Source organism: Streptomyces sp. NPDC102283 (assembly GCF_044766265.1).
In the GTDB taxonomy this organism is placed as follows: Bacteria; Actinomycetota; Actinomycetes; order Streptomycetales; family Streptomycetaceae; genus Streptomyces.
Genome location: NZ_JBIWLQ010000005.1, coordinates 288,600 through 309,938, shown reverse-complemented (window position 1 = coordinate 309,938; position 21,339 = coordinate 288,600). Strand labels below are relative to the sequence as shown.

Sequence of the window (21,339 nt, the reverse complement as noted above, 5' to 3'; positions counted from 1 at the left end):
CGGGACGGGCCGACCGCGGTCGGATGCCGGGGCGGACCGTCACTTGGTGAACACCAGCATCGTCGACTGCTCCAGCTCTTCCTTGTCGTTGCTCGCGCTCACACGCTTGCTGAAGATGTAGGAGCGGCCGTCCTGGTAGAGGACCTTGGACGAGAAGAAGCCGTTCTCGATCCGGCCGGCCGACGCCGGGTGCTGGAGCAGCGTCTTGGGGGTGCCGCCGGTCGGCGGGAGGGTCACGAGCGCGCCGGCGGTGTCGTACTTCGGCCGCATGTAGAGCAGCACGTCGCCGCCCTCCATGCCCAGCGGCTTCAGAACGCGCTCCGCCGGGGCGGGCGCCTCCCACTTGGGCTTCCCGGTGTTCAGGTCGAACGCGATGACCTTGTTCGTCCGCGAGGTACCGCTGCTGTCGTCCTCGGTCGCGATGTAGAAGGTGTTGGCGTCGGCGGCGACGCCGCTGCACCCTTCGAGCTTCTCGCCGAAGATCGCGAAGCTGCCTCCGCAGTCGACGGTGAGCTTGTCGCCCTGCGCGGGTGCGAGCTGCGAGCGGAGCTTGCCGCTCTCGGTGAGCGCGGCGATGCCGTACTGCTTCTTCTTTTCGTTGTCGAACCTGACGACGAGCGGGCTGACCGAGTAGACCTTGCTGACCTGCCAGCCGCGCGCGGGCTCGTACGTCCACTTGGCCTTGCCGGTGACCGGGTCCAGCTCCTGGACCTGGTGCTGCGGGTTCTCGGCGTCGCCGGTGCGGCAGCTGGCCGCGGCGATCAGCTTCGCGCCGCCGGCGAAGGCGAAGGGCTTGCAGTTGCCCTCGGGGTTGCCGAACAACTCCTTGCCGTCGCTGACGCGGTAGGCGTTGGAGTTGCCCGTGCGCCCCACCGTGACGGTGTCTCCGCTGATCGCCAGACCGATGTCCGACAGGAAGTCCCAGGTGCCGTTCTTCTTGATCGTCTTCTTCCAGCCGGCCTTGCCGGTGTTGAGGTCGATCATCTGGAGGACGGAGCACTTGGCCCGGTCGGTGGTGCCGTCCTTCACGCCGATGACGAGCTTGCCGTCGGCGGTCGCGGTGTTGGGCGCGGCGCACACGTCGGCGGGGAGCTCCAGGGTCCACTTCTGCTTGCCGTCGACGACGGAGTAGCCGGAGACACCGCGGTACATGGCCTTGGCGACCAGGTCGCCGGTGAACCAGGGGCCTTCGACGGACGCGCCGTTGCGCGGCAGGTCGACGTCGTTCTTCTGGAGCCAGGCGACCTTGGCCTCGCCCGGCTTGCGCCCGGCGTTGAGGTCGTCGTTGCCCTCGCGGCCGTCGCCGCTGCCGTCGCCCTCGTCGACCGTCGGCGACTCGCTGGGGGGCTTGGGGTCGTTGCTCGGGCCGGCGACGGGCTTCTTGGGGTCGTCCCCGTCGTCGTTCACGAGGAACCAGGTGCCCGCCCCGGCGACCAGGACGACGGCGAGCGCCGCCGCGACCACGATGCCGGTCTTGTTCTTGAGGAACCCGCCGCCGGAGCCCGGTCCGCCGGGGGCGGGGACGCCGGGGTACTGCTGCGTCGGGTAGCCGTAGCCGGGCTGGGGCTGCTGGCCGTACGGACCGGGAGCCTGCTGGCCGTACGGGCCCGGGGCCTGCTGACCGTAGGGGCCGGGTTGCTGGCCGTACGGGCCGGGGGCCTGCTGGCCGTAGGGGCCGGGCTGCTGGCCTGGCTGCTGCGGGTAGCCGTAGCCGGGCCCGGCCGGGGGCTGCTGCTGCGGATAGCCGTACGCCGGGGTGCCCGGCGGGGGCGTCTGCGGCGGGCCGGCCGGGGGCGCCGGCGGCTGTGCGGGGGGCGGGCCCTGGGGCGGCTGACCGGGCGGCGTCTGCGGCGGCTTCGCCGGGTTCGGCTGGTCCTGGGGCTGCTGAGGAGTTCCGTTCGGCGGCTCCTGCGGAGCCCCGAAGCCTCCCTGCGGCGGTTGCTGGCTGGGCGGCTGGCTCATATCAGCACGTCCCCCTTCGTGCGGCCCGGTGCGCGAATCGGTCTCCCCCGCATTCCCAAGAGGATCAATTCCCCTCGGAAAGGAGCGAATCGGGCATGGCTTCCGCGGTGTTACGACAGTCGGGCGGGGCTTCTTTGTACCACCCACCCGCCACGGGGCACCGGTTCGGGCCAAGTCCTGTTCCCAAGGGAGAACCGCCTTGTGATGCCTCCGTTACGCCCCGGCGGGAGGTGATGGTCAGTCACCGAAAGCCATCATCGCCGGCAGCTCCATCTCCTCCTCGTCGGTGGCCCCGGAGACATGCGTGAGCATGAGCAGCGAACGGCCGGCGGTGTGGAGGACGAGCGGATCGGTGAAGGTGCGCTCGGTCGCCGCGGCCGACGCCGGGTGGCGCAGGACCTGCCGCGGCGCGCCGCCTTCCGGCCCGAGCGCCACGATGCCGCCGCCGACGTCCTTGGTCCTGCTCCTCGGGCCGGGCGGGCTGAGGTAGATCAGCGCCCTGCCGTCTTCGACGCGCAGCGGCATCAGGGTCCGGCCGGCGGGCGCGGGGACCTTCCACTTCTTCTTGCCGGTGCTCATGTCGAAGGCGACGACGTCGTTGGTCAGCACGCCGTCCACGAACCGGTGCTTCGTGGCGGCGTAGAGCGTGTCGGCGTCGGCGGCCAGGCCGACGCAGGTGTCGAGGTTCGCACCCACGTTCCGCCGCATGCCGGAACACCGGGCCTCGGGGACGTCCGCGCCGGCGGCGGGCCGGGAGCGGAAGGTTCCGTCGGCGTTCAGGACCGTGATCGCCCACTCGCCCTCCACCGCCCCGCCCTTGCGGAGCGAGATCACCGGCGGGTCCACGGAGTGGACTTGGTCGATCGCCCAGCCCTTCTCGGCCCTGTACGTCCACAGGGTCCGGCCGGTGCCCGGGTCGATGCGCCGCACTTCCCCGACGGCGTCGTCGGGCTCGGACCCGGCCTCGGACTCGGCGGCCGGCTGGTCGCGGCAGCTGAAAGCGGCGAGCAGGACGGCTCCGCCCGCGAGACCGTACGACGGGCAGGGGCCGGGCAGTTCGTCCCACAGGTGCTTGCCGTCACTGATCCGGTAGGCGTCGGTGCGGCCGACGCGCCCGATCGTCAGGACGTCGTCGCTGATCGCCATGACGATGTTCGCGAGCCCGTCCTGCGTCGGCGCGCGTTCGAAGGTCGCGGACCAGCCCGCCTCACCGGTGGCCAGGTCGATCATCTGGAGCTTGTCGCAGACCGAATTCTCCGTGGAGGTGTCGGTCATGAGGCCGATGACGATCTTCCCGTCCGCGGTCGGCAGGGTGGGCGCCGCGCAGATGTCGGAGGGCAGGCGCAGGCTCCACTTCCGCGATCCGTCCTCCAGGGAGTAGCCGGACGCCGTGCGGTACATGGCCTTGGCCACGACGTCGCCGACGGTCCAGGGGCCGAGGGCGGAGGCGCCGCCCCCCGGCAGGTCCACGCCGTTCCGCTGGACCCAGCGGACCTTCGCCTCGCCCTCCTTGCGGCCCTTGTTGATCTCCGCGGCCCCCGGGGCGGGCGTCGTCCTCGGGCTCGGCCCGGTGCCGGGCCGCTTCGGGGAGGTGCTCTCCTGGGCGACGGGCTTCTTGTCGTCGGCGCCTTCATCGCCGCCCACCGCGAACCAGACGCCCGTCCCGATGACGAGGACCCCGGCGAGCACGGCGGCGACGAGACCCGCTACCCGGCCCCGTGAGCGCCCGCCGGAGGGCGAGGGCCCGGGCGGCCCCGGGTAGCCGTACGGCACGGTGGGCGGCCGACCGTACGGGCCGGGCTGCGGCTGCGGCTGGTGCCGGGGCGGCACGGGGGCTCCGTACGCACCGGGCCGCGGTTCGTACGGAGCGCCGAAGCCCTCCTGCTCCCCCGGCCCGCCCCGCGGCGGCTGCGGCGGCTGCGGTGGCTGCGACTGCGGCATCGGTGTGGATCCCCCTCCGAACGTACGGCGCCTGCCGTCCCGTTCTACCACCTGCCGCGCCGGCCTCCGTCAGGCGTCCTCGGCCAGCTCCAGCCAGCGCATCTCCAACTCGTCCCGCTCGGTGACGAGTTCGCGCAGCTCGGCGTCGAGCCCCGCGACCTTCTCGAAGTCGGTGGCGTTGTCCGCGATCTGCTTGTGCAGCGTTGTCTCGCGGGTGGAGAGCTTGTCGAGCTGCCGCTCGACCTTCTGGAGCTCCTTCTTCGCGGCGCGGGCCTCCTGCGCCGAGACGGCCGGGGCGGCGGCGGGTGCGGTGGACGTACGGGGCGCTGCGGCGGAGGGGGTGGACTCCTCCTCCATCCGCCGGCGGCGCTCCAGGTACTCGTCGATCCCGCGCGGCAGCATCCGCAGGGCGCGGTCGCCGAGGAGTGCCATGACCCGGTCGGTGGTCCGCTCGATGAAGAACCGGTCGTGGGAGATCACGATCATCGAACCGGGCCAGCTGTCGAGGAGGTCCTCCAACTGGGTCAGGGTCTCGATGTCGAGGTCGTTGGTGGGCTCGTCGAGGAAGAGGACGTTGGGCTCGTCCATCAGCAGCCGCAGGATCTGGAGCCGGCGGCGCTCACCGCCGGAGAGGTCGCCGACGGGCGTCCACTGCTTCTCCTTGGTGAAGCCGAACTGCTCGCAGAGCTGACCGGCGGTCATCTCGCGGCCCTTGCCGAGGTCGACCCGGTCGCGCACCTGCTGGACGGCCTCCAGGACGCGGAGGTTCGGGTTCAGCTCGGTGACCTCCTGGGAGAGGTAGGCGAGCTTGACGGTCTTGCCGACGATGACCTTCCCGGCGGCGGGCTGTTCGTCTCCCTGGCTGCGGGCGGCCTCGGCGAGCGCGCGCAGCAGCGAGGTCTTGCCCGCGCCGTTGACGCCGACCAGGCCGATGCGGTCGCCGGGGCCGAGCTGCCAGGTGAGGTGGGTGAGGAGGGTCTTGGGCCCGGCCTGGACGGTCACGTCCTCCAGGTCGAAGACGGTCTTGCCGAGGCGGGCGTTGGCGAACTTCATCAGTTCGCTGGTGTCGCGCGGCGGCGGCACGTCGGCGATGAGTTCGTTGGCGGCCTCGATGCGGTAGCGCGGCTTGGAGGTGCGGGCGGGGGCGCCGCGACGCAGCCAGGCCAGCTCCTTGCGCATGAGGTTCTGCCGCTTGGACTCCTCGGTGGCGGCGATGCGCTCCCGCTCGGCGCGGGCGAACACGTAGTCGCTGTAGCCGCCCTCGTACTCGTGGACGGTGCCGCGCTGGACGTCCCACATGCGGGTGCAGACCTGGTCGAGGAACCACCGGTCGTGGGTGACGCAGACGAGGGCGGAGCGCCGGGTCCGCAGGTGGCCGGCCAGCCAGGAGATGCCCTCGACGTCGAGGTGGTTGGTGGGCTCGTCGAGGACGATCAGGTCCTGCTCGTCGATGAGGAGCTTGGCCAGCGCGATCCGGCGGCGCTCGCCACCGGAGAGCGGGGCGATGACGGTGTCGAGCCCGTGCTCGAAGCCGGGGAGGGCCAGGCCGCCGAAGAGCCCGGTGAGCACGTCGCGGATCTTGGCGCTGCCCGCCCACTCGTGGTCGGCGAGATCGCCGATGACCTCCTGGCGGATGGTCTTCTTCGGGTCCAGGGAGTCGTGCTGGGTGAGGACGCCGAGGCGCAGCCCGCCGTTGTGGGTGACGCGGCCGGTGTCCGCGTCCTCCAGCTTGGCGAGCATCCGGATGAGGGTGGTCTTGCCGTCGCCGTTGCGACCCACGACACCGATCCGGTCGCCCTCGGAGACCCCGAGGGATACGCCGTCGAGCAGGGCACGGGTGCCGTACACCTTGCTGACCTGCTCGACATTGACCAGATTGACGGCCATTTCACTCCTGTCCCGGGGGTCCCTGCGGCGAGGACCGCTCGACGTACCAGAGTAGTCGCCGCGCGGAGCGCGATAACGTGCGCGAATCGATCATGGGGAGCAGCCCCGGGTCGGAGCGGTGCGGAAGACATTCGGGGTGGGGACTTCATGACGATGGCGCGTGGAACGGTACGGGGCCTGATACCGGCAGTCCTGGCGGCGGTGACGCTGGCCGGCTGTTCGTCGTCGACCGGGGCGGGCGACGACGGCCCGGGCGGGCCGGCGGCGAGCAGCGCACCCGCGAAGGCGGCCGGGGCCGGGGCGGAGAAGGCCGGGGCGGACGAGACCGGGACGGACAAGGCCGGGGCGGAGAAGACCGGCACGGCCGCCACGAAGGTGGCGGAGAAGGGCGGGCAGGTCGGAGGCGCGGGTTCGGCGTGCGAACTGCCGGTGACCTTCGACATCGCGGCGGACTGGAAGCCGCGGGGGGCCACGATGAATCCGGACCCCGAGCTGGCCGAGGTGCTGGCCGAGCTCTCCGAGCAGGGCACGGTGAAGGTGGCCTGCGAGGTCGACGCCAAGCCGGCGGGCAACATCGGCTTCCTCCGGGTATGGCAGGGCAAGGCGTCCGAGGACGACCCGCGCGCGGTTCTGAAGGCCTTCCTGGCGGACTCCCCGAACGGAGCCGAGGCCGCCACCTACACACAGGTGACGGCCGGTGCGCTCGCGGCCGCCGAGGTCGGATACACCACCCACAGCGAACTGCTGGACGAGCCGAAGAAGGAGCGCGCCTTCGCCGTCGTGACGCCCGACGGTCCGGTCGTGGTGCACCTGGGCGGGATGGACACCGAGGAGCACACGGCGATGCTTCCGGCGTTCGAGCTGGCGAAGAAGACCCTGAAGCCGCGCCGATGACGGGCTGGTGACGGGCTGGTGAGCCGTGCCCGGCCCCCGCGCCCGTCGCGGGAGAGAGGGCATGCGGTAGCGTGCGCCGACTGATCATGGGGCCAGGGGGGCCAGAGTGGCGGCAACGGCATGGGAACGGTTCATCGGTCACCGGGTGCTGCCGAAAGCGACCGCGATGGTGCTCGCCGCGGTGCTGGTGGCCGGATTCCTCCTCGTACGGTCCGAGCGGCGCGACGCCCATAACGCCGGTGTGCTGGACACGGCCTGCGGGGGTGTTCTGCCGGCCGGGACGGTACGTGGTCTGCTGCCCGGGGACGAGACCTGGGAGCTGCGCGACGACCTGGACCTGACCGGGCCGTCCGGGCGGGGGCCGCGCACCCTGCTGCGGTGCTCGCTGGAGTGGGGCGACCACGGGGGAGGCGGGTCCGGGGGCCTGGAACTCGCGGCGGTGCCGGTGCTGGACGTTCCGCTGTCCGGCGTACGGCCCAGGGACATCCTTGCCGCGCGGACCGCGGAGGAGCCCGACTGGGCCACCGCGTACCGGACCGCCACCACCCAGGTCACCGCCGACTGCCCGGCCGGCCTGCCCGGCTACCCCCGGCCGGTGACCCGCTTCCGCGTCCACGCATCGCTGGACGCGGACGGGTCGCAGGTCGCGGGAGAGCTGGGCGACGCGGTGGCGGCGGTCGCCAACCACGTACGTGACCGGGGCCGCTGCGGAGGCACGGCGGTGGAGCCCTCGGACGTACGGCCGCCGCCGGAGCCCGAGGCGGAGGACTCCGAGGAATCCGAGGACTCCGAGGAGGTCCCGCAGGCCTGCCGCTGGTTCCGGCCGGAGATGCTCGACGGCAGGGCCCGGGGGCGTGACGACCGGGAACCCGACGGCGTCACGGGCGACGACGCGGACGCCTGCTCCCTGAGCGTGCGGCGTGCGGAGCCGGCGAATCGGCTGGACCATGCCGCCCTCGTGTCCTCGGTGAGCTGGCGGGGGCCGCTGCTGCCCGAGGCGCGCACGGCGTACGGGTCCGAGCTGGCCGCCCTGTCCCGGGCCCCGGAGCCGGAGAGCGGCGAGAAGTCGTACGTGCTGGCCGTCTGGGCCGAGTCCTCGTGCTCGGGGGCCCGGACGCTGAGCCGGGTGACGGTGGAAACGGCCGCGCCCGCTCTCGCGGCCGACCGGGCCGACCGGATCCTCGACGCGTATCTGGCCTCGTCCGCCTGCCGTGCGGTCAAGGTCCTCGGAAAGGTGTGGAAGTGAGCGACGTCCGTTTCTGGCGCAGGCGGTGGGTGCGCCGCACGGCGGCCTGGACCGCGACCGCGGCGGTGCTGGCGGGAGGAATCTTCTGGGTCTCCGGCGGCTACGACTCCTGGCGCGACGACCGGGCGCTGGACTCGGCCTGCGAGGGCGATCTGGCGGCCGGGGCGGTGCGGGAGCTGTTCGACGGCATCCACCTGACCTCGTCGGCCCGCTGGGGCGACCGGCGGCACTGCACGGTCAGCGCGTCGGACGAGGACACGGACGCCGGCCTGGTGCTGTGGTCCGGGAGGACCGAACGCATGGCGGACCTGGAGAACTCCAACGGGTTCGACGCGCCCCTGGGCCACGGCTGGACCGGTTCCTTCGGGTTCGACCCGGACAGCGAGGACAGGGACGAGGCGAGGGCCGTCCTGATGCTGAACTGCGGCAAGGAGTCCGACTACGGGCAGCTGATGACGGCGGAGGCCGACCTCGGCCGGGGCGGTTTCGACGACCCCGTGGCACGGGAGCGGCTCGTCGCCGTCCTCACGGAGACGGCATCGGCATACGCCCGGCGGACCGGCTGCGCGGCTCCGGTCGGCGGGCGGGTGAAGCACGTGGGCGTTTCGACGACCCGCGCGGACTACAAACCCGTCGCCGCTGCGACGGGGAGCTGTGCGGGCCTGCTGGACGGGAAGACGGCCGCCCGGTGGGGCGTGCGCACGGTGCAGGAGATCACGGCGGCCCCGGCGCCTCTGGAGAACTGCGTCCTGGGCGGTCTGCGCGGCGCGTACCTGTACGGGTTCACCGCGTTTTACGGGCCGTCCGCCCGGTCTGCCCGCGTCCGGATGCACGAATGGCTGGACAGCGACGCCGCCGCCCGCACGGGACCGGACGCGCCGACCGGCGACTACGCGCTGGAGGCCCGATGCCCCGGCGCGGGCGGGACCGCCCTGTTCCGGGTGGACACCCTCGGCGACCAGAACGACCGGAAGCTCGCGGCGCCGGTCGTGGACCACCGGGGACTGCGGGCGGCCCTCCAACGCTTCGCCGAGCGCTCGGCGGAGAACCACGGCTGCGAGGCGCCCCGGGCGACGTAGGGGCGGAGAGCGGGCACGAGCCCGTGGTGATAGCGGCGCTCGATGAGTACGAGTCCCTCAAGGAGACCGCGTACCAGCTCCGGAGCCCCTGAAACACGGCTTCAGGGGTACTGGTCGCGCCGCATCACCGACGAGCACCGGCTCATCCACAAGGTGGTCGACGACGAGGTCCGTATCGCCGCCTGCCACTACCACTACGGCCGCTGAAGTCCGGCCCGCACGCCGGTCCCCCGCCCCGCCCGCTCCACGAGCAGCCAGCCGCCCAGCGTCATCGCGACGGCGGCGGGCGCGCTGACCGGGACCGCGATCAGCAGGGCGGTACGGCCGTCCAGCAGGCCGCCGAAGCCGACCATGGACAGGCCCAGCACGCCGAGCAGGCAGAGCGTCGCGCCCAGGGCCGCGAGGGGTCCCGCTCCCGTGGCCCCGGGGCTTCCCAGGGCTTCCGGACTTCCCGGGGCCGCGGAGACCGGGCGTTCGAAGGCGCGGAAGGCGGCGACGAGCCCGGCGGTGAGGGCCGCCGCGAGGGCGAGCCGCAGCGGGACCTGGGCCCACCAGGCGGCCGACGCAGGTTCGGGCAGCCCGACGCCGAGGGCGAGCAGCGCCCCGTACACCCCGAACATCGCCGTGAGGTGCCAGAGGAACGCGGTCATCGCCACCCCGTTGGCCGCCACCACCGTGCGCCAGACGCGGGGGCGCTCCAGCAGGCGGGCCGCCGGGGCGCGGAGCAGTTCGACCGCGCCGACGAGCCAGAGGCCGTGGCAGAGCAGGGCGAGGGTGGGCGGGGCCATGTTGCTGACCTTCTCGCCGGGCATCCCGACCATGGACAGCGGGTACGGCCCGAACGCCACCAGCGCGATCGCGGTGACCAGGCCAGCCCCGGCGAGGAGCGCGGGGCGGCGGATGCGGCCGTCGGCGCGCAGGAAGCCGAGCTGGTGGACGGCCAGCCAGACGAACGCGAAATTCAGGAACTCGACGTACGGGACTTCGGCCGCGAAGCGCAGCACGTCCACCGCGAGCGCCGCCCCGGCCAGTCCGGCGAAGGCCCCCCAGCCGTACCGCTCGTGCAGCTTCAGAAGCGACGGGGTGAACGCGACCATCGCCAGGTAGATCCCGATGAACCAGAGCGGCTGGGTCACCATGCGCAGGGTGACGCCGGTCAGTCCGCCGCCTCCGCCGAGGAGTTGGACCAGCAGCGCCGCCGCACCCCAGACGAGGACGAAGACCGTGGTGGGGCGCAGCAGCCGCTGGAGCCGGGCGCGCAGGAAGGCCGAGTAGACGGAGTCCTCGGACCCCGCGGGGCGCTTGCGGAGCAGGGAGCGGTAGGACAGCGCGTGGGAGAAGCCGCCGACGAAGAAGAACACCGGCATGACCTGGAGCAGCCAGGTCAGCGGCTGGAGTTCCGGGACGACGGCGAGCAGGTTGCCCACCCCGTCCGGGGTGACGGCGGCCATCAGCCAGTGGCCGAGCACGACCGCGCCGAGGGAGGCGACCCGCAGGAGGTCGACGTAGCGGTCCCGGGTGGCGGGCGTCGCCCCGGCCAGTTCACGAACACTTGATCCCATGGAGGTACGGTCGCGCGGGCCGGGCGGGGCGCGGCAGCGCGACCGTACTCAGATCCCGGGTGAGTACGAGGGGCGGAGGGGAAGAGGGGCGCGGGGTCAGATCGCCTTCGCGCCGGGTGCGGGCGACACCGCCGTGCGCGCCTCGCGGCACGTTCCGGAGGCCATCAGCGCCTCGGCCACCTTGCGGGCCGCCGACTCGTCCTCCACCAGGAACGCCGTCGTCGGCCCGGACCCGGAGACCAGGGCGGCCAGGGCCCCCGCCTCGGTGCCCGCGGCCAGGGTGTCCGCCAGCGAGGGGCGCAGGGAGAGCGCGGCGGGCTGGAGGTCGTTGCTCAGGGCGCCCGCGAGTGCGCCGGAGTCGCCGGAGCGCAGGGCGGCGAGGAGAGCGGGGGACGCGGTCGGTTCCGGGACCTCGGTGCCGGCCGTGAGCCGGTCGAACTCGCCGTACACGGCGGGCGTGGAGAGGCCGCCGTCCGCCACCGCGAAGACCCAGTGGAAGGTCCCGCCGACCTCGATCGGGGTCAGCTTCTCGCCGCGTCCGGTGCCGAGCGCGGCCCCGCCGACCAGGCTGAACGGGACGTCGCTGCCCAGCTCCGCGCAGATGGCCAGCAGCTCGTCGCGGCTCGCGCCGGTCCCCCACAGGGCGTCGCAGGCGACCAGGGCCGCGGCCCCGTCGGCGCTGCCGCCCGCCATGCCGCCCGCGACCGGGATGTCCTTGGCGATGTGCAGGTGGACGGCGGGCTCGACGCCGTACCGCTCGGCCAGCGCGAGGGCGGCGCGGGCGGCGAGGTTGGTGGTGTCCAGCGGGACCTGGGCGGCGTCCGGGCCGGAGCAGGTGATGCGCAGCTCGTCGGCGGGGACCGCGGTGACCTCGTCGTACAGGCCGACGGCGAGGAAGACGTTGGCCAGGTCGTGGAAGCCGTCGGGGCGGGCGGCGCCCACGGCGAGCCGCACGTTGACCTTGGCGGGGACGCGGACGGTGACGGTCGTACCCGCAGCATTCACAGGGCCGCCTCCGGCTTGTTCTCCGCGATCGCCGCGAACTCCTCCACCGTCAGCGCCTCACCGCGTGCCTGCGGCGAGATCCCGGCGGCGACGAGCGCGGCCTCGGCGGCGGGCGCGGAGCCGGCCCAGCCGGAGAGCGCGGCGCGCAGGGTCTTGCGGCGCTGGGCGAAGGCGGCGTCCACGACGGCGAAGACCTCGGCGCGGCTCGCGGTGGTGGCGATGGGCTCGGTGCGCCGGACCAGGGAGACGAGCCCGGAGTCGACGTTCGGCGCGGGCCAGAAGACGGTGCGGCCGATGGACCCGGCGCGCTTGACGTCCGCGTACCAGTTGGCCTTCACCGACGGCACGCCGTAGACCTTGTTGCCGGGGCGGGCGGCCAGCCGGTCGGCGACCTCGGCCTGGACCATGACGAGGGTCCGCTCGATGCTGGGGAAACGCTCCAGCATGGTCAGCAGGACGGGCACGGCGACGTTGTACGGGAGGTTCGCCACGAGCGCGGTGGGGGCCGGGCCCGGCAGCTCGGTCACCAGCATCGCGTCGGAGTGGACCAGGGCGAAGCGGTCGGCGCGCTCCGGCATCCGGGCCCGGACCGTGGCGGGCAGCGCGGCGGCGAGCACGTCGTCGATCTCGACGGCGACGACGCGGTCCGCCGCCTCCAGCAGCGCCAGGGTCAGCGAGCCGAGCCCGGGGCCGACCTCGACGACGGTGTCGTCCGGGCGGACCTCGGCCGTGCGCACGATGCGGCGGACGGTGTTGGCGTCGATGACGAAGTTCTGACCGCGCTGTTTGGTGGGACGTACGCCCAGCTTCGCGGCCAGGTCGCGGATGTCTGCGGGGCCCAGGAGGGCGTCGGGCTCTGTGCTGCTCACCCGGTAAGCCTACGGCCGTGGCGCGACCCGGCCGCCAGGCGTGCCCGCGGGGGCCCGCCCGGCGGTCGGAAGCGGGGTCGGAAGCAGGGCCCGCCCGGCGGTCGGAAGCGGGGCCCGCCCGGCGGTCGGAAGCGGGGCTCGTCCGGCGGTCGGAAGCGGGGCTCGTCCGGCGGTCAGAAGTCGAACGCGCGCGCGGTGTTGTCGTAGATCGCGGCGGCCAGCACGTCCTCGTCCAGGCCCTTCACCTCCGCCATGGCACGGAGCGTGACCGGAATGAGGTACGGCGCGTTGGGTCGGCCGCGGTACGGGGCGGGGGTGAGGAAGGGCGCGTCCGTCTCGACGAGGACCAGCTCGGTCGGGGCGACGGCCAGGGCGTCCCGCAGCGGCTGGGCGTTCTTGAAGGTCACGTTGCCCGCGAAGGACATGAAGTACCCGGCCCGCGCGCAGGTCCGGGCCATGTCGGCGTCGCCGGAGTAGCAGTGGAACACGGTCCGCTCGGGCGCGCCCGCGTCGAGCAGGACCCGCAGGACGTCCTCGTGCGCGTCGCGGTCGTGGATGACCAGGGCCTTGCCGTGCCGCTTGGCGATCTCGATGTGCGCCCGGAAGGACTCCTCCTGGGCGGCGACGCCCTCGGGTCCGGTGCGGAAGAAGTCCAGGCCCGTCTCGCCGACCCCGCGCACGTGGTCGAGGGCGGCCAGCGCGTCGATCTCCGCCAGCGCCTCGTCCAGCGCCGCCCTGCCGCCGGGCTCCCTCGCCCCCTGCCGCGCGGTGCCGGCGGTGCCCTCGACGTACCCGTGGACGATGCGCGGGGCCTCGTTGGGGTGCAGGGCGACCGAGGCGTGGACGGCGGGGTGGGCGGCCGCGGTGTCGGCGGCCCAGCGGGAGCCGGCCACGTCGCAGCCGACCTGGACGACGGTGGTCACGTTCACCGCGGCGGCCCGGGTGAGGGCCTCCTCGACGGTGGAGTCCTGCATGTCCAGGTGCGTGTGGGAGTCGGCGACCGGAACCCGCAGGGGCTCGGGCAGCGGCGGGGCTTCGGTACGGCTCATGCCGACGATCGTACGAGGGCCCCACCCTCGTACGACCGTCGGCTGCGGAAGCCACCCGGGTACGTCACCCGCGACGGAAGGCCCACTCCTGTCCGCGCCGGAAGGATCACGTCACCCGCGGTGGTTGGTCGGTGTCACGCGCGGTGGCCGGGGTCACGCGCGGTGGAAGAGATGGATCACTTGCGGTGGAAGGGGTGGAGCAGGTCGGACAGCCGCCAGTGTCGGGCCGGGGCGGCGGCGGTCGACACCGCCCGGTCCTTGGCGGCGGTCTCCGGGGCGCGCGGCGTCCGCTGCTTCCGCAGCAGCTGCTGGACGCCGGCGACCCGTCCCGCCCGCATGATGCGCACCACATGTCCGCCGCAGTTGGCGCAGGTGGGCGTGGAGAGCGGGGACGGCACGCGCTCGCCGTCCGCCGTGTAGACGACGAAGGCGTGGCCGTGGACGTCGACATGGTGCTCTATCTCGTAGGACTGCTCCCAGCCGTACCCGCACTTCATGCAGGCGAAGGCATACGCCTCATGGACAGTGGTGGCTGCGATCTCGCTCATGCCTGCTCCTCTTGGCCGCGGGTCACGCGCTCCGGGGACGGGCGGCCCGCCCGAGGGTTTTCGAGCGGGTGGCCCGTCTCCCCTCCAGTGGACACCTGCACCCGTACGGACGCACCAGCTCAGAGCCAATATTGGTGCGTTCTTGGCCTGCTTTGGGAGCCCTTTGCCGACGCATGGCACTGGACTGGACCACGAGGGGGCGGTGCGTGACCACCGGAACACGAGCGCCCCCGAGCGCGCCGTGCGTCCGTCATGAACGCGCCCCTGCACCACCCCTGTGCGCCCGCCTCTTTCCCTTGAATTCCCGGGCTTTTCCCCGCCCGCACTCCATGAATTCACCATTCAATTGAAATCGCGATTTACCCGGATGTCGCACGCCGATTTGCGGCGCCCCGATTCCTCCTTTTCACTCATTACGTCCACCCCATTTCCCACAGGACGGGGAACAACCCATGTTCACCACGGACACCACTGCCACCGACGTCGAGCTCGACCTCGAAGCCGCCCTCAACCCGGGCGAGGTCGAAGGTCTGTACCGCGACTCCCGTGAGTGCGCCTACCTCGCACTCCTCGCGGGCGGCGGCGCGCTGCTGCTCTCGCCCCCGACCCCGCGCCCGAAGAAGGGCTAGTCGCCGGCACATGGACCAGACACATGCCTCGTCGCCCCTGGCGGGCGCCGTGCATGACCTGGCAACAGAGGTGGTCCTCGCTCTGCGGAGCGGGGACCACCTCGCCACGGTGTGCGGCGCGGCGGGAATCGACGAGGAGAATAGGACCGGAATCGCGGCGGCACGGGTCATCGGGGCCGACCTGCTGCTGCCCAGTGTTCTGTACGGACGCCATCCGCATCCGGGTGACGTGGCCGTGCTCGACCGGGCGGTGCGGGAGTTCCCGCCCAAGCCCGACGCTCCGGCCGCGACGGCCTGGAGCCACTGGCACATGATCTCCACGCTCCAGCGGATCGCGTCGCCCTCACCGGGGGCCGCCGCTCCCGCGACGTGCGCGGAGCCCGACGCCGCCTGGCTGGAGGAGTCCCCCTGGCAGGCGTTCACCCATCAGCTCTCGGTGCTCGCACCGCTGGCCGTCCCGGCCGCCCCCTCGGCCGTGCGGCGGGCCGCGTCGAACCGTGTCGTCGACCTGTCGCGCGGCTTCGTCCGCGCGGTCCGGCGGCGCGACTGGCTCCAGGCGGCGGGCGCGGGCCGCTGGCTCGCGGCCATCGGCGGCGAACCGGCGACGCTGGGCCTGGAGCGCGGCCTGGACTTCGTCGAGCTGATGGGCGGCCACGATCCCCGGGTCACCCTCCATGTGCGGGCCGCCCGGCTGATGGCCGAGGCGAGGGCACGGTGACGACGACGGCGACCGAGGGCCCCTCCCAGGACCGCCCGGCCGTCGGCCCACGTGGACGCCCGGGTCCGGGGTCCGGGGCCGGGGTCCACCGGGAGCACCCGGCCCCCGGCGCCGCGCTCACGGTCCTCCCCGGCGTCCTGCGCGGAGCCCTCGCCTGGACCGACGCGCAGCGGGCGCACTTCACGCTCCCCGACGACGTCCTGGAACCCCGCACCCAGGTCAACGCCACGCTGAAGCCGCTGGGCGAACTGGCCCAGCTCGGCTCCACGATCCGCCGCACCACCGCCCCCGGCACCCCGGAGCACGAGCTGGCCGGGGAGCTCGTCGCGTACGCCTGGGAGCAGGTGGCGGAAGGCGAGCTGCTCCTGGAGCTGCTGCGCGCCGAGCCGTTCGCCGCGTACCCGTACGAGATCTACGCCGCCTTCGCCGGGTACGGGCTGCGCCACGAGGGCTTCGAGGCCCTGGCCCGCACGCTCACCGCGACCCGCGCCTGGGCCCACACCGAGCAGCACGCCAACCGGCAGCTGGGCCTGGTCAACTCCGAGCGGCGGGTCGGCGTGGTCACCCACACCGACGCGGGAGCGGTCCTGTCCCGGACCTGGCTGGGCGGCCTGTCGGAGCCGTGGATGTTCGAGGGCCCCTCCGGCTACGCGCTGACCCACACCGTCTTCCACCTCACCGACTGGGGCCGGATGCCCGACCGGGTCCCCGCGAGGATCGACGGCTATCTGCGGACCTGGCTGCCCGCGTGGGCCGACGGCTGCCTGGAGAGCGGCCAGTGGGACCTGACGGGCGAACTGCTGGCGGTGGCGGCTTCGCTGCCGGGCCCGGCGCCGGAGCCGCTGCTGGACGCGGTGTGGCCGGTGCTCGCCGACGTACAGCACGCGAGCGGCTGCGTCCCGGAGACCGGCCCACCGGTGCGGGACACGGCGTCGCCGGACCCGTACCCCTTCATCGACTGCTACCACTCCACGCTCGTGACGGCCTTCGCCGCGGCCCTGTCCCTGAGGTCGCTGCGGTCGCCGGGGCAGACGGACGGGTCCGCGCCCGGCCGGGAAAGGCGGACCGCATGAGCAGCGGCATCCAGCAGATCCACGACGTCGGGGCGAAGGCCCTGGGCTGGCTGTACGAACACCGGGAGGGGTTCCGGCTGGAGGCCGACCCGTCACCGGAGGCGGGGATGCTGGACCGCTTCAAGCCGCTGGGCGAGCTGGCACTGATCGGCAAGGTCATCTTCCGCGAGGGCGTGGCCGGCTCGCAGCAGTCCTCCCTGGCCCACAAGCTCCTGGACCACGCCTGGCACGAACTGCTGGACTCCGGGGCCCGGCTGCTGGAGGGCCAGCGGCGCGAACCGCTGTCGCCGGTGCCGCTGGAGGTCTACGTGCCGTTCCGGGAGCTGGGCTACCGGCAGCCGGACCTGGAGTCCGCGATCCGGCTCAACCACCGGTTGGCCAGCTGGGCGGCGCTGGAGGTGCTGCCGGTGCGGCGGCTCGGCCTGAGCGCGATCGAGCGGCGCTTCGGGGTGGAGCCGTGCATTCCGGAGACGGCGGCGCTGGCCCACACCTGGCTGGCGCGGCGGGCCGAGCCCTGGACGGTCGAGGGCCACATCGGCTACGACATCACGCACACGGTGTTCCACCTCACCGACTGGGGCGAGAAGCCCGCCGGCCTGCCCGCCGACATCGCGGAGTACCTGGCGCTGTGGCTGCCGGTCTGGCTGGACGACTGGCTGGACCTGAAGCGCTGGGACCTGCTGGGCGAGCTGCTGGTCGTCGACGCGTGCCTCCCCGGACCGACGCTGGACCCGGCGGCCTGGCAGGGGTTCGCGCAGGCCCAGCAGCCGGACGGGGCGATGCCGGTGGTCGGCGGAATGCCGGAGGGCGACGAGGAGTCGGTGTTCGACCTCGTCTACCACCCGACGCTGGTCGCCGCGTTCGCCTCGGCGCTCGCGATGTCCCGCGCCCTGTCCGACCTCAGCGCAGCACCGGCCCCGGCATGACCGACACGACCGCGGTCCGCGTGGACACCCCCGGCTCCCCGGCCGACGCACGCCTCCTGGCCGAGGCGGCCGGCGCGGTCGACGCACCGGACCTGGTGCTCGCGGTCAGCCGGAACGGGGTGCGCACCGTCCACACCGGCGGCGGTACGGAACCGGGCCCGGTGGGCCGGGAGCGGCTGGTGTACGAGCTGGGCTCGGCGTCGAAGCCGTTCGCGGGGCTCCTGCTGGCCCGGCTGGTGGCGCAGGGCCGGGTGCGGTACGCGGACCGGGCGGCGGACCTGCTGGCCCCGGGCCTCCCGGTGCACCCGGCGGTGCGCCGGATCACCTTGCGCCATCTGCTCACCCACACCTCGGGGCTGCCGGGCCTGCCCGCCGACTTCTACCCGCAGGCGGTGCCCCGCTGGTCCACCGACCCGTACGGCGGCTACCCGGCCGACCGGGTGGTCCGGGCCTTCCTGCGGGCCCGCCCGCGCCACCGGCCCGGGACCCGCTGGCACTACTCGAACTTCGCCGTCTCGGTCCTCGGCCACACCCTGGCGGCGGCCACCGGCACGCCGTGGGAGATCCTGCTGCACCAGCAGGTGCTGGCCCCGCTGGGCCTGGCGGCGACCCGGGTGCGCCCGGGGCCGGAGGGCACGGAGGCGGTCGGCCACCGCCGCGACGGGACGCCGGTGCCCGCGCTGGACACCGGGGGCTTCACGGCGGCGGGCGCGGTCCGGGCGACCCCGCTGGACCTGCTGACGTTCCTGGAGGCGCACGCGGCGGCGCACGTGGCGGACCGTCCGGGCGGGCCCGATCCCCGGGACCCGACGCTGGACGCCGCGCTCACCGACGTGTCCCGCCCCCTGCTGCGGCGGGGCCTGCGCCACGCGCACACCCACACGCTCACGTGGTTCCTCCACCCGTCCCCGTACGGCCCGGTCCTCTTCCACGCGGGAGCGACCCTGGGCCAGCAGGCGTTCCTGGGCTTCCGCCCGGACACGGGTCTCGCGGTGGCGGCGACGGCGACACGGCGGGTGCACCGGGCGGACACGTTCGTCGCGACGGCGTACGGCCTGCTGACGGAGACGCCGTAGGCGCTACGGCTTCGGCGGGGCCGCTACGGCTTGCGCGGGGCACCCTTCTCCGCGCCCTTCTCCGCGTTCTTGGCGGCGACCACCGCGTCGAAGACGTCCCGCTTGGGCAGCCCGGCGGCGGCGGCGACGGCGGCGATCGCCTCCTTGCGCCGCTCCCCCGCCTCCTCGCGCACGCGCACACGCCGCACCAGTTCGTCGGCGTCCAGGCCCTCGTCGCCGGAGTCGGTGGCGCCCTCCACGACGACGGTGATCTCCCCGCGCACGCCGTCGGCGGCCCACACGGCCAGCTCGCCGAGCGGGCCGCGCTTGACCTCCTCGTACGTCTTGGTCAGCTCCCGGCACACGGCGGCGCGGCGCTCGGCGCCGAAGACCTCCGCCATCGCGGCGAGGGTGTCGTCGAGCCGGTGGGGGGCCTCGAAGAAGACCATGGTGCGCCGCTCGTCCCCGACCTCGCGGAGCTTGGAGAGCCGTTCACCGGCCTTGCGGGGCAGAAACCCCTCGAAGCAGAACCGGTCCACGGGCAGCCCGGAGAGCGCGAGCGCGGTGAGCACGGCGCTGGGCCCCGGGACGGCGGTGACGCGGATGTCCTTCTCCACGGCGGCGGCGACGAGCCGGTAGCCGGGGTCGGAGACGGACGGCATGCCCGCGTCCGTGACGAGCAGGACACGCGCGCCGCCGGTCAGGGCCTCGACGAGCTCCGGCGTGCGGGCGGACTCGTTCCCCTCGAAGTAGGAGACGACACGCCCCGAGGTGTGGATGCCGAGCGCCTGGGTGAGCCGGCGCAGCCGCCGGGTGTCCTCGGCGGCGACGACGTCGGCCCGCTCCAGTTCGGCGGCGAGGCGTGGCGGGGCGTCCGACACGTCACCGATGGGGGTCCCTGCGAGCACGAGCGTTCCAGTCGTTCCAGTCACATCAGCCATCCTCGCAGCACGGGCAGCGCCCTTCGCACAGATGCGTTCCCTACGATGGCGCGGTGACGAGTACCGCACCCGAGACCCAGCGGGGCCAAGACGCCGGGGAGCCGCTCGGCGAACAGCCGACCTCCTGGCAACGGCGGCTGCGCCGCTTCGGCCATGTTCCCCGCCCGGAGACCTCTCTCCGCGACCGGCTGGACCCGCCGTACACCCGGCCCGGACGGCAGGTGTGGTCGGTGCTCGCGATCCCGCCGCACGTGGCCGACCGGCTGGTGCGGTGGTCCGGCTGGGGCGGCCCGCTGCTGGTGACGCTGGTCGCCGGGCTGCTGCGCTTCTGGCGGCTTGACCAGCCGCACGCCGTGATATTCGACGAGACGTACTACGCGAAGGACGCGTGGGCGCTGGTCAACCAGGGGTACGAGGGGTCCTGGCCCAAGGACGTCGACAAGCTGCTCCTGAAGGACCCCTCCTCCGTCCCGATCCCGACCGACCCGGGCTATGTGGTGCATCCGCCGGTCGGCAAGTGGATCATCGGGCTCGGCGAGCAGCTGTTCGGCTTCACGCCGTTCGGCTGGCGCTTCATGGTGGCGGTGCTGGGCACGGTCTCCGTACTCCTGCTGTGCCGGATCGGCCGGCGGCTGTTCCGCTCCACGTTCCTGGGCTGTCTGGCGGGGCTGCTGCTCGCGGTGGACGGGCTGCACTTCGTGATGAGCCGGACCGCCCTGCTCGACCTGATCGTCATGTTCTTCGTGCTGGCCGCGTTCGGCTGCCTGGTGGCCGACCGCGACCATGCCCGCCGCCGATTGGCCGACGCGCTGCCGGTCGACGAGGAGGGGGTGCTGCGCCCCGACGCCCGGATCGCGGAGACCCTGCGCCTGAGGTGGCGGCCGTGGCGGCTGGCGGCCGGCGTGATGCTGGGCCTGGCCTTCGCCACGAAGTGGAACGGCCTCTACGTCCTGGCCGCGTTCGGCCTGATGACGGTCCTGTGGGATGTCGGCGCGCGGCGCACAGCGGGGGCCGTGCACCCGTACCAGGCGGTGCTGCGCCGCGACCTGGTCCCCGCGTTCTTCTCCACGGTGCCGGTCGCGATCGTCACGTACGTCGTGTCGTGGACCGGCTGGATCGTCACGGACAAGGGCTACTACCGGAACTGGGCGGCCACCGAGGGCAAGGACTCCTCCTGGAGCTGGCTGTTCCCGGACTGGCTGCGCAGCCTGTGGCACTACGAGAACCAGGTGTACGACTTCCACGTCGGCCTGACCTCGGGCCACACGTACGAGTCCAACCCGTGGAGCTGGCTCGTGCTGGGCCGGCCCGTGTCGTACTACTACGAGGAGGAGGCGGGCTGCAAGGAATCGGCGACCGGCAAGTGCGCCAGCGAGGTCCTCGCCATCGGCACCCCGCTGCTGTGGTGGCTGGCCTGCTTCGCCCTCGCGTACGTGCTCTGGCGCTGGTTCTTCCGCCGCGACTGGCGGGCCGGCGCGATCGCCTGCGGTGTGGTGGCGGGCTGGCTGCCCTGGTTCTTCTACCAGGAACGGACGATCTTCCTCTTCTACGCGGTGGTGTTCGTCCCGTTCCTGTGTCTGGCCGTGACGATGATGCTGGGCGCGATCGCGGGCCCGGCGGCGGGCACGGGCGCCCGGGCCGAACTGGGCCTCACCACCCACGACCCCACGGGCGAACGCCGCCGCACGCTGGGGGCGATCACGGTGGGCGTGCTGGTACTCCTGATCGTCTGGAACTTCATCTACTTCTGGCCGCTGTTCACCGGGACGTCGATCCCGGAGGACCTGTGGCGGGACCGGATGTGGCTGGACACGTGGGTTTAGGCACCATCGTGCGACCGGGACGGGAAGCAGAAACGCGGGGGGGGGGGGGGGGGGGGGGGGGGGGGGGGGGGGGGGGCCGGCGGGCGGGGGCGGGGGGGGGGGGGGGGTAGAGATGATAAGAAGCACCACCCC

General features: G+C 73.4%; 18 protein-coding genes and 1 pseudogene. 10 read left to right on the top strand and 9 right to left on the bottom strand.

Annotated features, from left to right (window positions below):
* Positions 1-39: 39 nt before the first annotated feature.
* The 3 genes from ACIRJT_RS12840 to ACIRJT_RS12830 form a co-directional block, all read right to left on the bottom strand.
* The gene (locus ACIRJT_RS12840) at positions 40-1,962 is read right to left on the bottom strand and encodes a PQQ-binding-like beta-propeller repeat protein (RefSeq protein WP_403907971.1); all 1,923 of its coding nucleotides are present in this window, start codon (positions 1,960-1,962) and stop codon (positions 40-42) included.
* A gap of 237 nt (positions 1,963-2,199) precedes the next feature.
* A complete protein-coding gene (locus tag ACIRJT_RS12835; protein ID WP_403907969.1) occupies positions 2,200-3,903 on the bottom strand; it encodes a PQQ-binding-like beta-propeller repeat protein in 1,704 nt (567 codons plus the stop codon).
* Between the two features lie 69 nt (positions 3,904-3,972).
* Complete coding sequence (locus ACIRJT_RS12830; protein WP_403907967.1) at positions 3,973-5,790, bottom strand: ABC-F family ATP-binding cassette domain-containing protein; 1,818 nt, start codon at positions 5,788-5,790, stop codon at positions 3,973-3,975.
* Positions 5,791-5,937: 147 nt separating this feature from the next.
* On the opposite strand from ACIRJT_RS12830, the gene ACIRJT_RS12825 reads away from it, so the two are divergent.
* From ACIRJT_RS12825 to ACIRJT_RS12810, 4 genes and pseudogenes are all read left to right on the top strand, one after another.
* Complete coding sequence (locus ACIRJT_RS12825; protein ID WP_403907965.1) at positions 5,938-6,684, top strand: lipoprotein; 747 nt, start codon at positions 5,938-5,940, stop codon at positions 6,682-6,684.
* Between the two features lie 106 nt (positions 6,685-6,790).
* On the top strand, positions 6,791-7,930 hold the full coding sequence (locus ACIRJT_RS12820) for a hypothetical protein (protein WP_403907963.1): 1,140 nt from the start codon (positions 6,791-6,793) through the stop codon (positions 7,928-7,930).
* Positions 7,927-9,009 (top strand): hypothetical protein, encoded by a 1,083-nt coding sequence (locus tag ACIRJT_RS12815; RefSeq protein ID WP_403907961.1) that lies wholly within the window; start codon positions 7,927-7,929, stop codon positions 9,007-9,009. The genes ACIRJT_RS12820 and ACIRJT_RS12815 overlap by 4 nt, the downstream gene beginning before the upstream one ends.
* Positions 9,010-9,088: 79 nt before the next feature.
* A pseudogene (locus tag ACIRJT_RS12810) lies at positions 9,089-9,216 on the top strand (Txe/YoeB family addiction module toxin); the annotation flags it as partial.
* Here ACIRJT_RS12810 and ACIRJT_RS12805 read toward each other — a convergent pair.
* From ACIRJT_RS12805 to ACIRJT_RS12785, 5 genes are all read right to left on the bottom strand, one after another.
* The gene (locus ACIRJT_RS12805; protein ID WP_403907959.1) at positions 9,204-10,571 is read right to left on the bottom strand and encodes an acyltransferase; all 1,368 of its coding nucleotides are present in this window, start codon (positions 10,569-10,571) and stop codon (positions 9,204-9,206) included. The pseudogene ACIRJT_RS12810 and the gene ACIRJT_RS12805 sit on opposite strands and share 13 nt — an antisense overlap.
* 96 nt (positions 10,572-10,667) lie before the next feature.
* Positions 10,668-11,576, bottom strand: coding sequence for a 4-(cytidine 5'-diphospho)-2-C-methyl-D-erythritol kinase (locus ACIRJT_RS12800; RefSeq protein ID WP_403907957.1), 909 nt, complete (start codon positions 11,574-11,576; stop codon positions 10,668-10,670).
* The gene (rsmA, locus tag ACIRJT_RS12795; RefSeq protein ID WP_365083608.1) at positions 11,573-12,445 is read right to left on the bottom strand and encodes a 16S rRNA (adenine(1518)-N(6)/adenine(1519)-N(6))-dimethyltransferase RsmA; all 873 of its coding nucleotides are present in this window, start codon (positions 12,443-12,445) and stop codon (positions 11,573-11,575) included. Before rsmA ends, ACIRJT_RS12800 begins: the two co-directional genes overlap by 4 nt.
* A 173-nt stretch (positions 12,446-12,618) precedes the next feature.
* Positions 12,619-13,494 carry a TatD family hydrolase gene (locus ACIRJT_RS12790; protein ID WP_403907955.1) on the bottom strand — a complete coding sequence of 292 codons (876 nt, stop codon included), beginning with the start codon at positions 13,492-13,494 and terminating at the stop codon, positions 12,619-12,621.
* 176 nt (positions 13,495-13,670) lie between these two features.
* A complete protein-coding gene (locus ACIRJT_RS12785) occupies positions 13,671-14,042 on the bottom strand; it encodes a hypothetical protein (RefSeq protein WP_403907953.1) in 372 nt (123 codons plus the stop codon).
* 452 nt (positions 14,043-14,494) lie between these two features.
* Here ACIRJT_RS12785 and ACIRJT_RS12780 point away from each other — a divergent pair, with 452 nt between their 5' ends.
* The 5 genes from ACIRJT_RS12780 to ACIRJT_RS12760 are packed head-to-tail and all read left to right on the top strand — an operon-like array spanning position 14,495 to position 18,464.
* The gene (locus tag ACIRJT_RS12780) at positions 14,495-14,671 is read left to right on the top strand and encodes a hypothetical protein (protein ID WP_371623929.1); all 177 of its coding nucleotides are present in this window, start codon (positions 14,495-14,497) and stop codon (positions 14,669-14,671) included.
* 10 nt (positions 14,672-14,681) lie between these two features.
* Complete coding sequence (locus tag ACIRJT_RS12775; RefSeq protein WP_403907951.1) at positions 14,682-15,389, top strand: hypothetical protein; 708 nt, start codon at positions 14,682-14,684, stop codon at positions 15,387-15,389.
* Positions 15,386-16,462, top strand: a complete 1,077-nt coding sequence (locus tag ACIRJT_RS12770) for a DUF6895 family protein (RefSeq protein ID WP_403907949.1) — start codon at positions 15,386-15,388, stop codon at positions 16,460-16,462. Before ACIRJT_RS12775 ends, ACIRJT_RS12770 begins: the two co-directional genes overlap by 4 nt.
* Positions 16,459-17,388 (top strand): DUF6895 family protein, encoded by a 930-nt coding sequence (locus ACIRJT_RS12765; protein ID WP_403907947.1) that lies wholly within the window; start codon positions 16,459-16,461, stop codon positions 17,386-17,388. Before ACIRJT_RS12770 ends, ACIRJT_RS12765 begins: the two co-directional genes overlap by 4 nt.
* A complete protein-coding gene (locus ACIRJT_RS12760; RefSeq protein ID WP_403907945.1) occupies positions 17,385-18,464 on the top strand; it encodes a serine hydrolase domain-containing protein in 1,080 nt (359 codons plus the stop codon). The genes ACIRJT_RS12765 and ACIRJT_RS12760 overlap by 4 nt, the downstream gene beginning before the upstream one ends.
* Positions 18,465-18,487: 23 nt before the next feature.
* Here the strand turns inward: ACIRJT_RS12760 and rsmI are convergent, their stop codons facing one another.
* Positions 18,488-19,384 carry a 16S rRNA (cytidine(1402)-2'-O)-methyltransferase gene (gene rsmI, locus ACIRJT_RS12755; protein ID WP_403907943.1) on the bottom strand — a complete coding sequence of 299 codons (897 nt, stop codon included), beginning with the start codon at positions 19,382-19,384 and terminating at the stop codon, positions 18,488-18,490.
* Between the two features lie 53 nt (positions 19,385-19,437).
* Here rsmI and ACIRJT_RS12750 point away from each other — a divergent pair, with 53 nt between their 5' ends.
* On the top strand, positions 19,438-21,207 hold the full coding sequence (locus tag ACIRJT_RS12750) for a dolichyl-phosphate-mannose--protein mannosyltransferase (RefSeq protein ID WP_403907941.1): 1,770 nt from the start codon (positions 19,438-19,440) through the stop codon (positions 21,205-21,207).
* Positions 21,208-21,339 lie beyond the last annotated feature (132 nt).

Coding starts and splice junctions, on each gene's coding strand:
- ACIRJT_RS12825 (WP_403907965.1), top strand. CDS start 5,938: ATGACGATGGCGCGTGGAACGGTACGGGGCCTGATACCGGCAGTCCTG.
- ACIRJT_RS12835 (WP_403907969.1), bottom strand. CDS start 3,903: ATGCCGCAGTCGCAGCCACCGCAGCCGCCGCAGCCGCCGCGGGGCGGG.
- ACIRJT_RS12765 (WP_403907947.1), top strand. CDS start 16,459: ATGAGCAGCGGCATCCAGCAGATCCACGACGTCGGGGCGAAGGCCCTG.
- ACIRJT_RS12805 (WP_403907959.1), bottom strand. CDS start 10,571: ATGGGATCAAGTGTTCGTGAACTGGCCGGGGCGACGCCCGCCACCCGG.
- ACIRJT_RS12790 (WP_403907955.1), bottom strand. CDS start 13,494: ATGAGCCGTACCGAAGCCCCGCCGCTGCCCGAGCCCCTGCGGGTTCCG.
- ACIRJT_RS12775 (WP_403907951.1), top strand. CDS start 14,682: ATGGACCAGACACATGCCTCGTCGCCCCTGGCGGGCGCCGTGCATGAC.
- ACIRJT_RS12840 (WP_403907971.1), bottom strand. CDS start 1,962: ATGAGCCAGCCGCCCAGCCAGCAACCGCCGCAGGGAGGCTTCGGGGCT.
- ACIRJT_RS12785 (WP_403907953.1), bottom strand. CDS start 14,042: ATGAGCGAGATCGCAGCCACCACTGTCCATGAGGCGTATGCCTTCGCC.
- ACIRJT_RS12780 (WP_371623929.1), top strand. CDS start 14,495: ATGTTCACCACGGACACCACTGCCACCGACGTCGAGCTCGACCTCGAA.
- ACIRJT_RS12830 (WP_403907967.1), bottom strand. CDS start 5,790: ATGGCCGTCAATCTGGTCAATGTCGAGCAGGTCAGCAAGGTGTACGGC.
- ACIRJT_RS12760 (WP_403907945.1), top strand. CDS start 17,385: ATGACCGACACGACCGCGGTCCGCGTGGACACCCCCGGCTCCCCGGCC.
- rsmI (WP_403907943.1), bottom strand. CDS start 19,384: ATGGCTGATGTGACTGGAACGACTGGAACGCTCGTGCTCGCAGGGACC.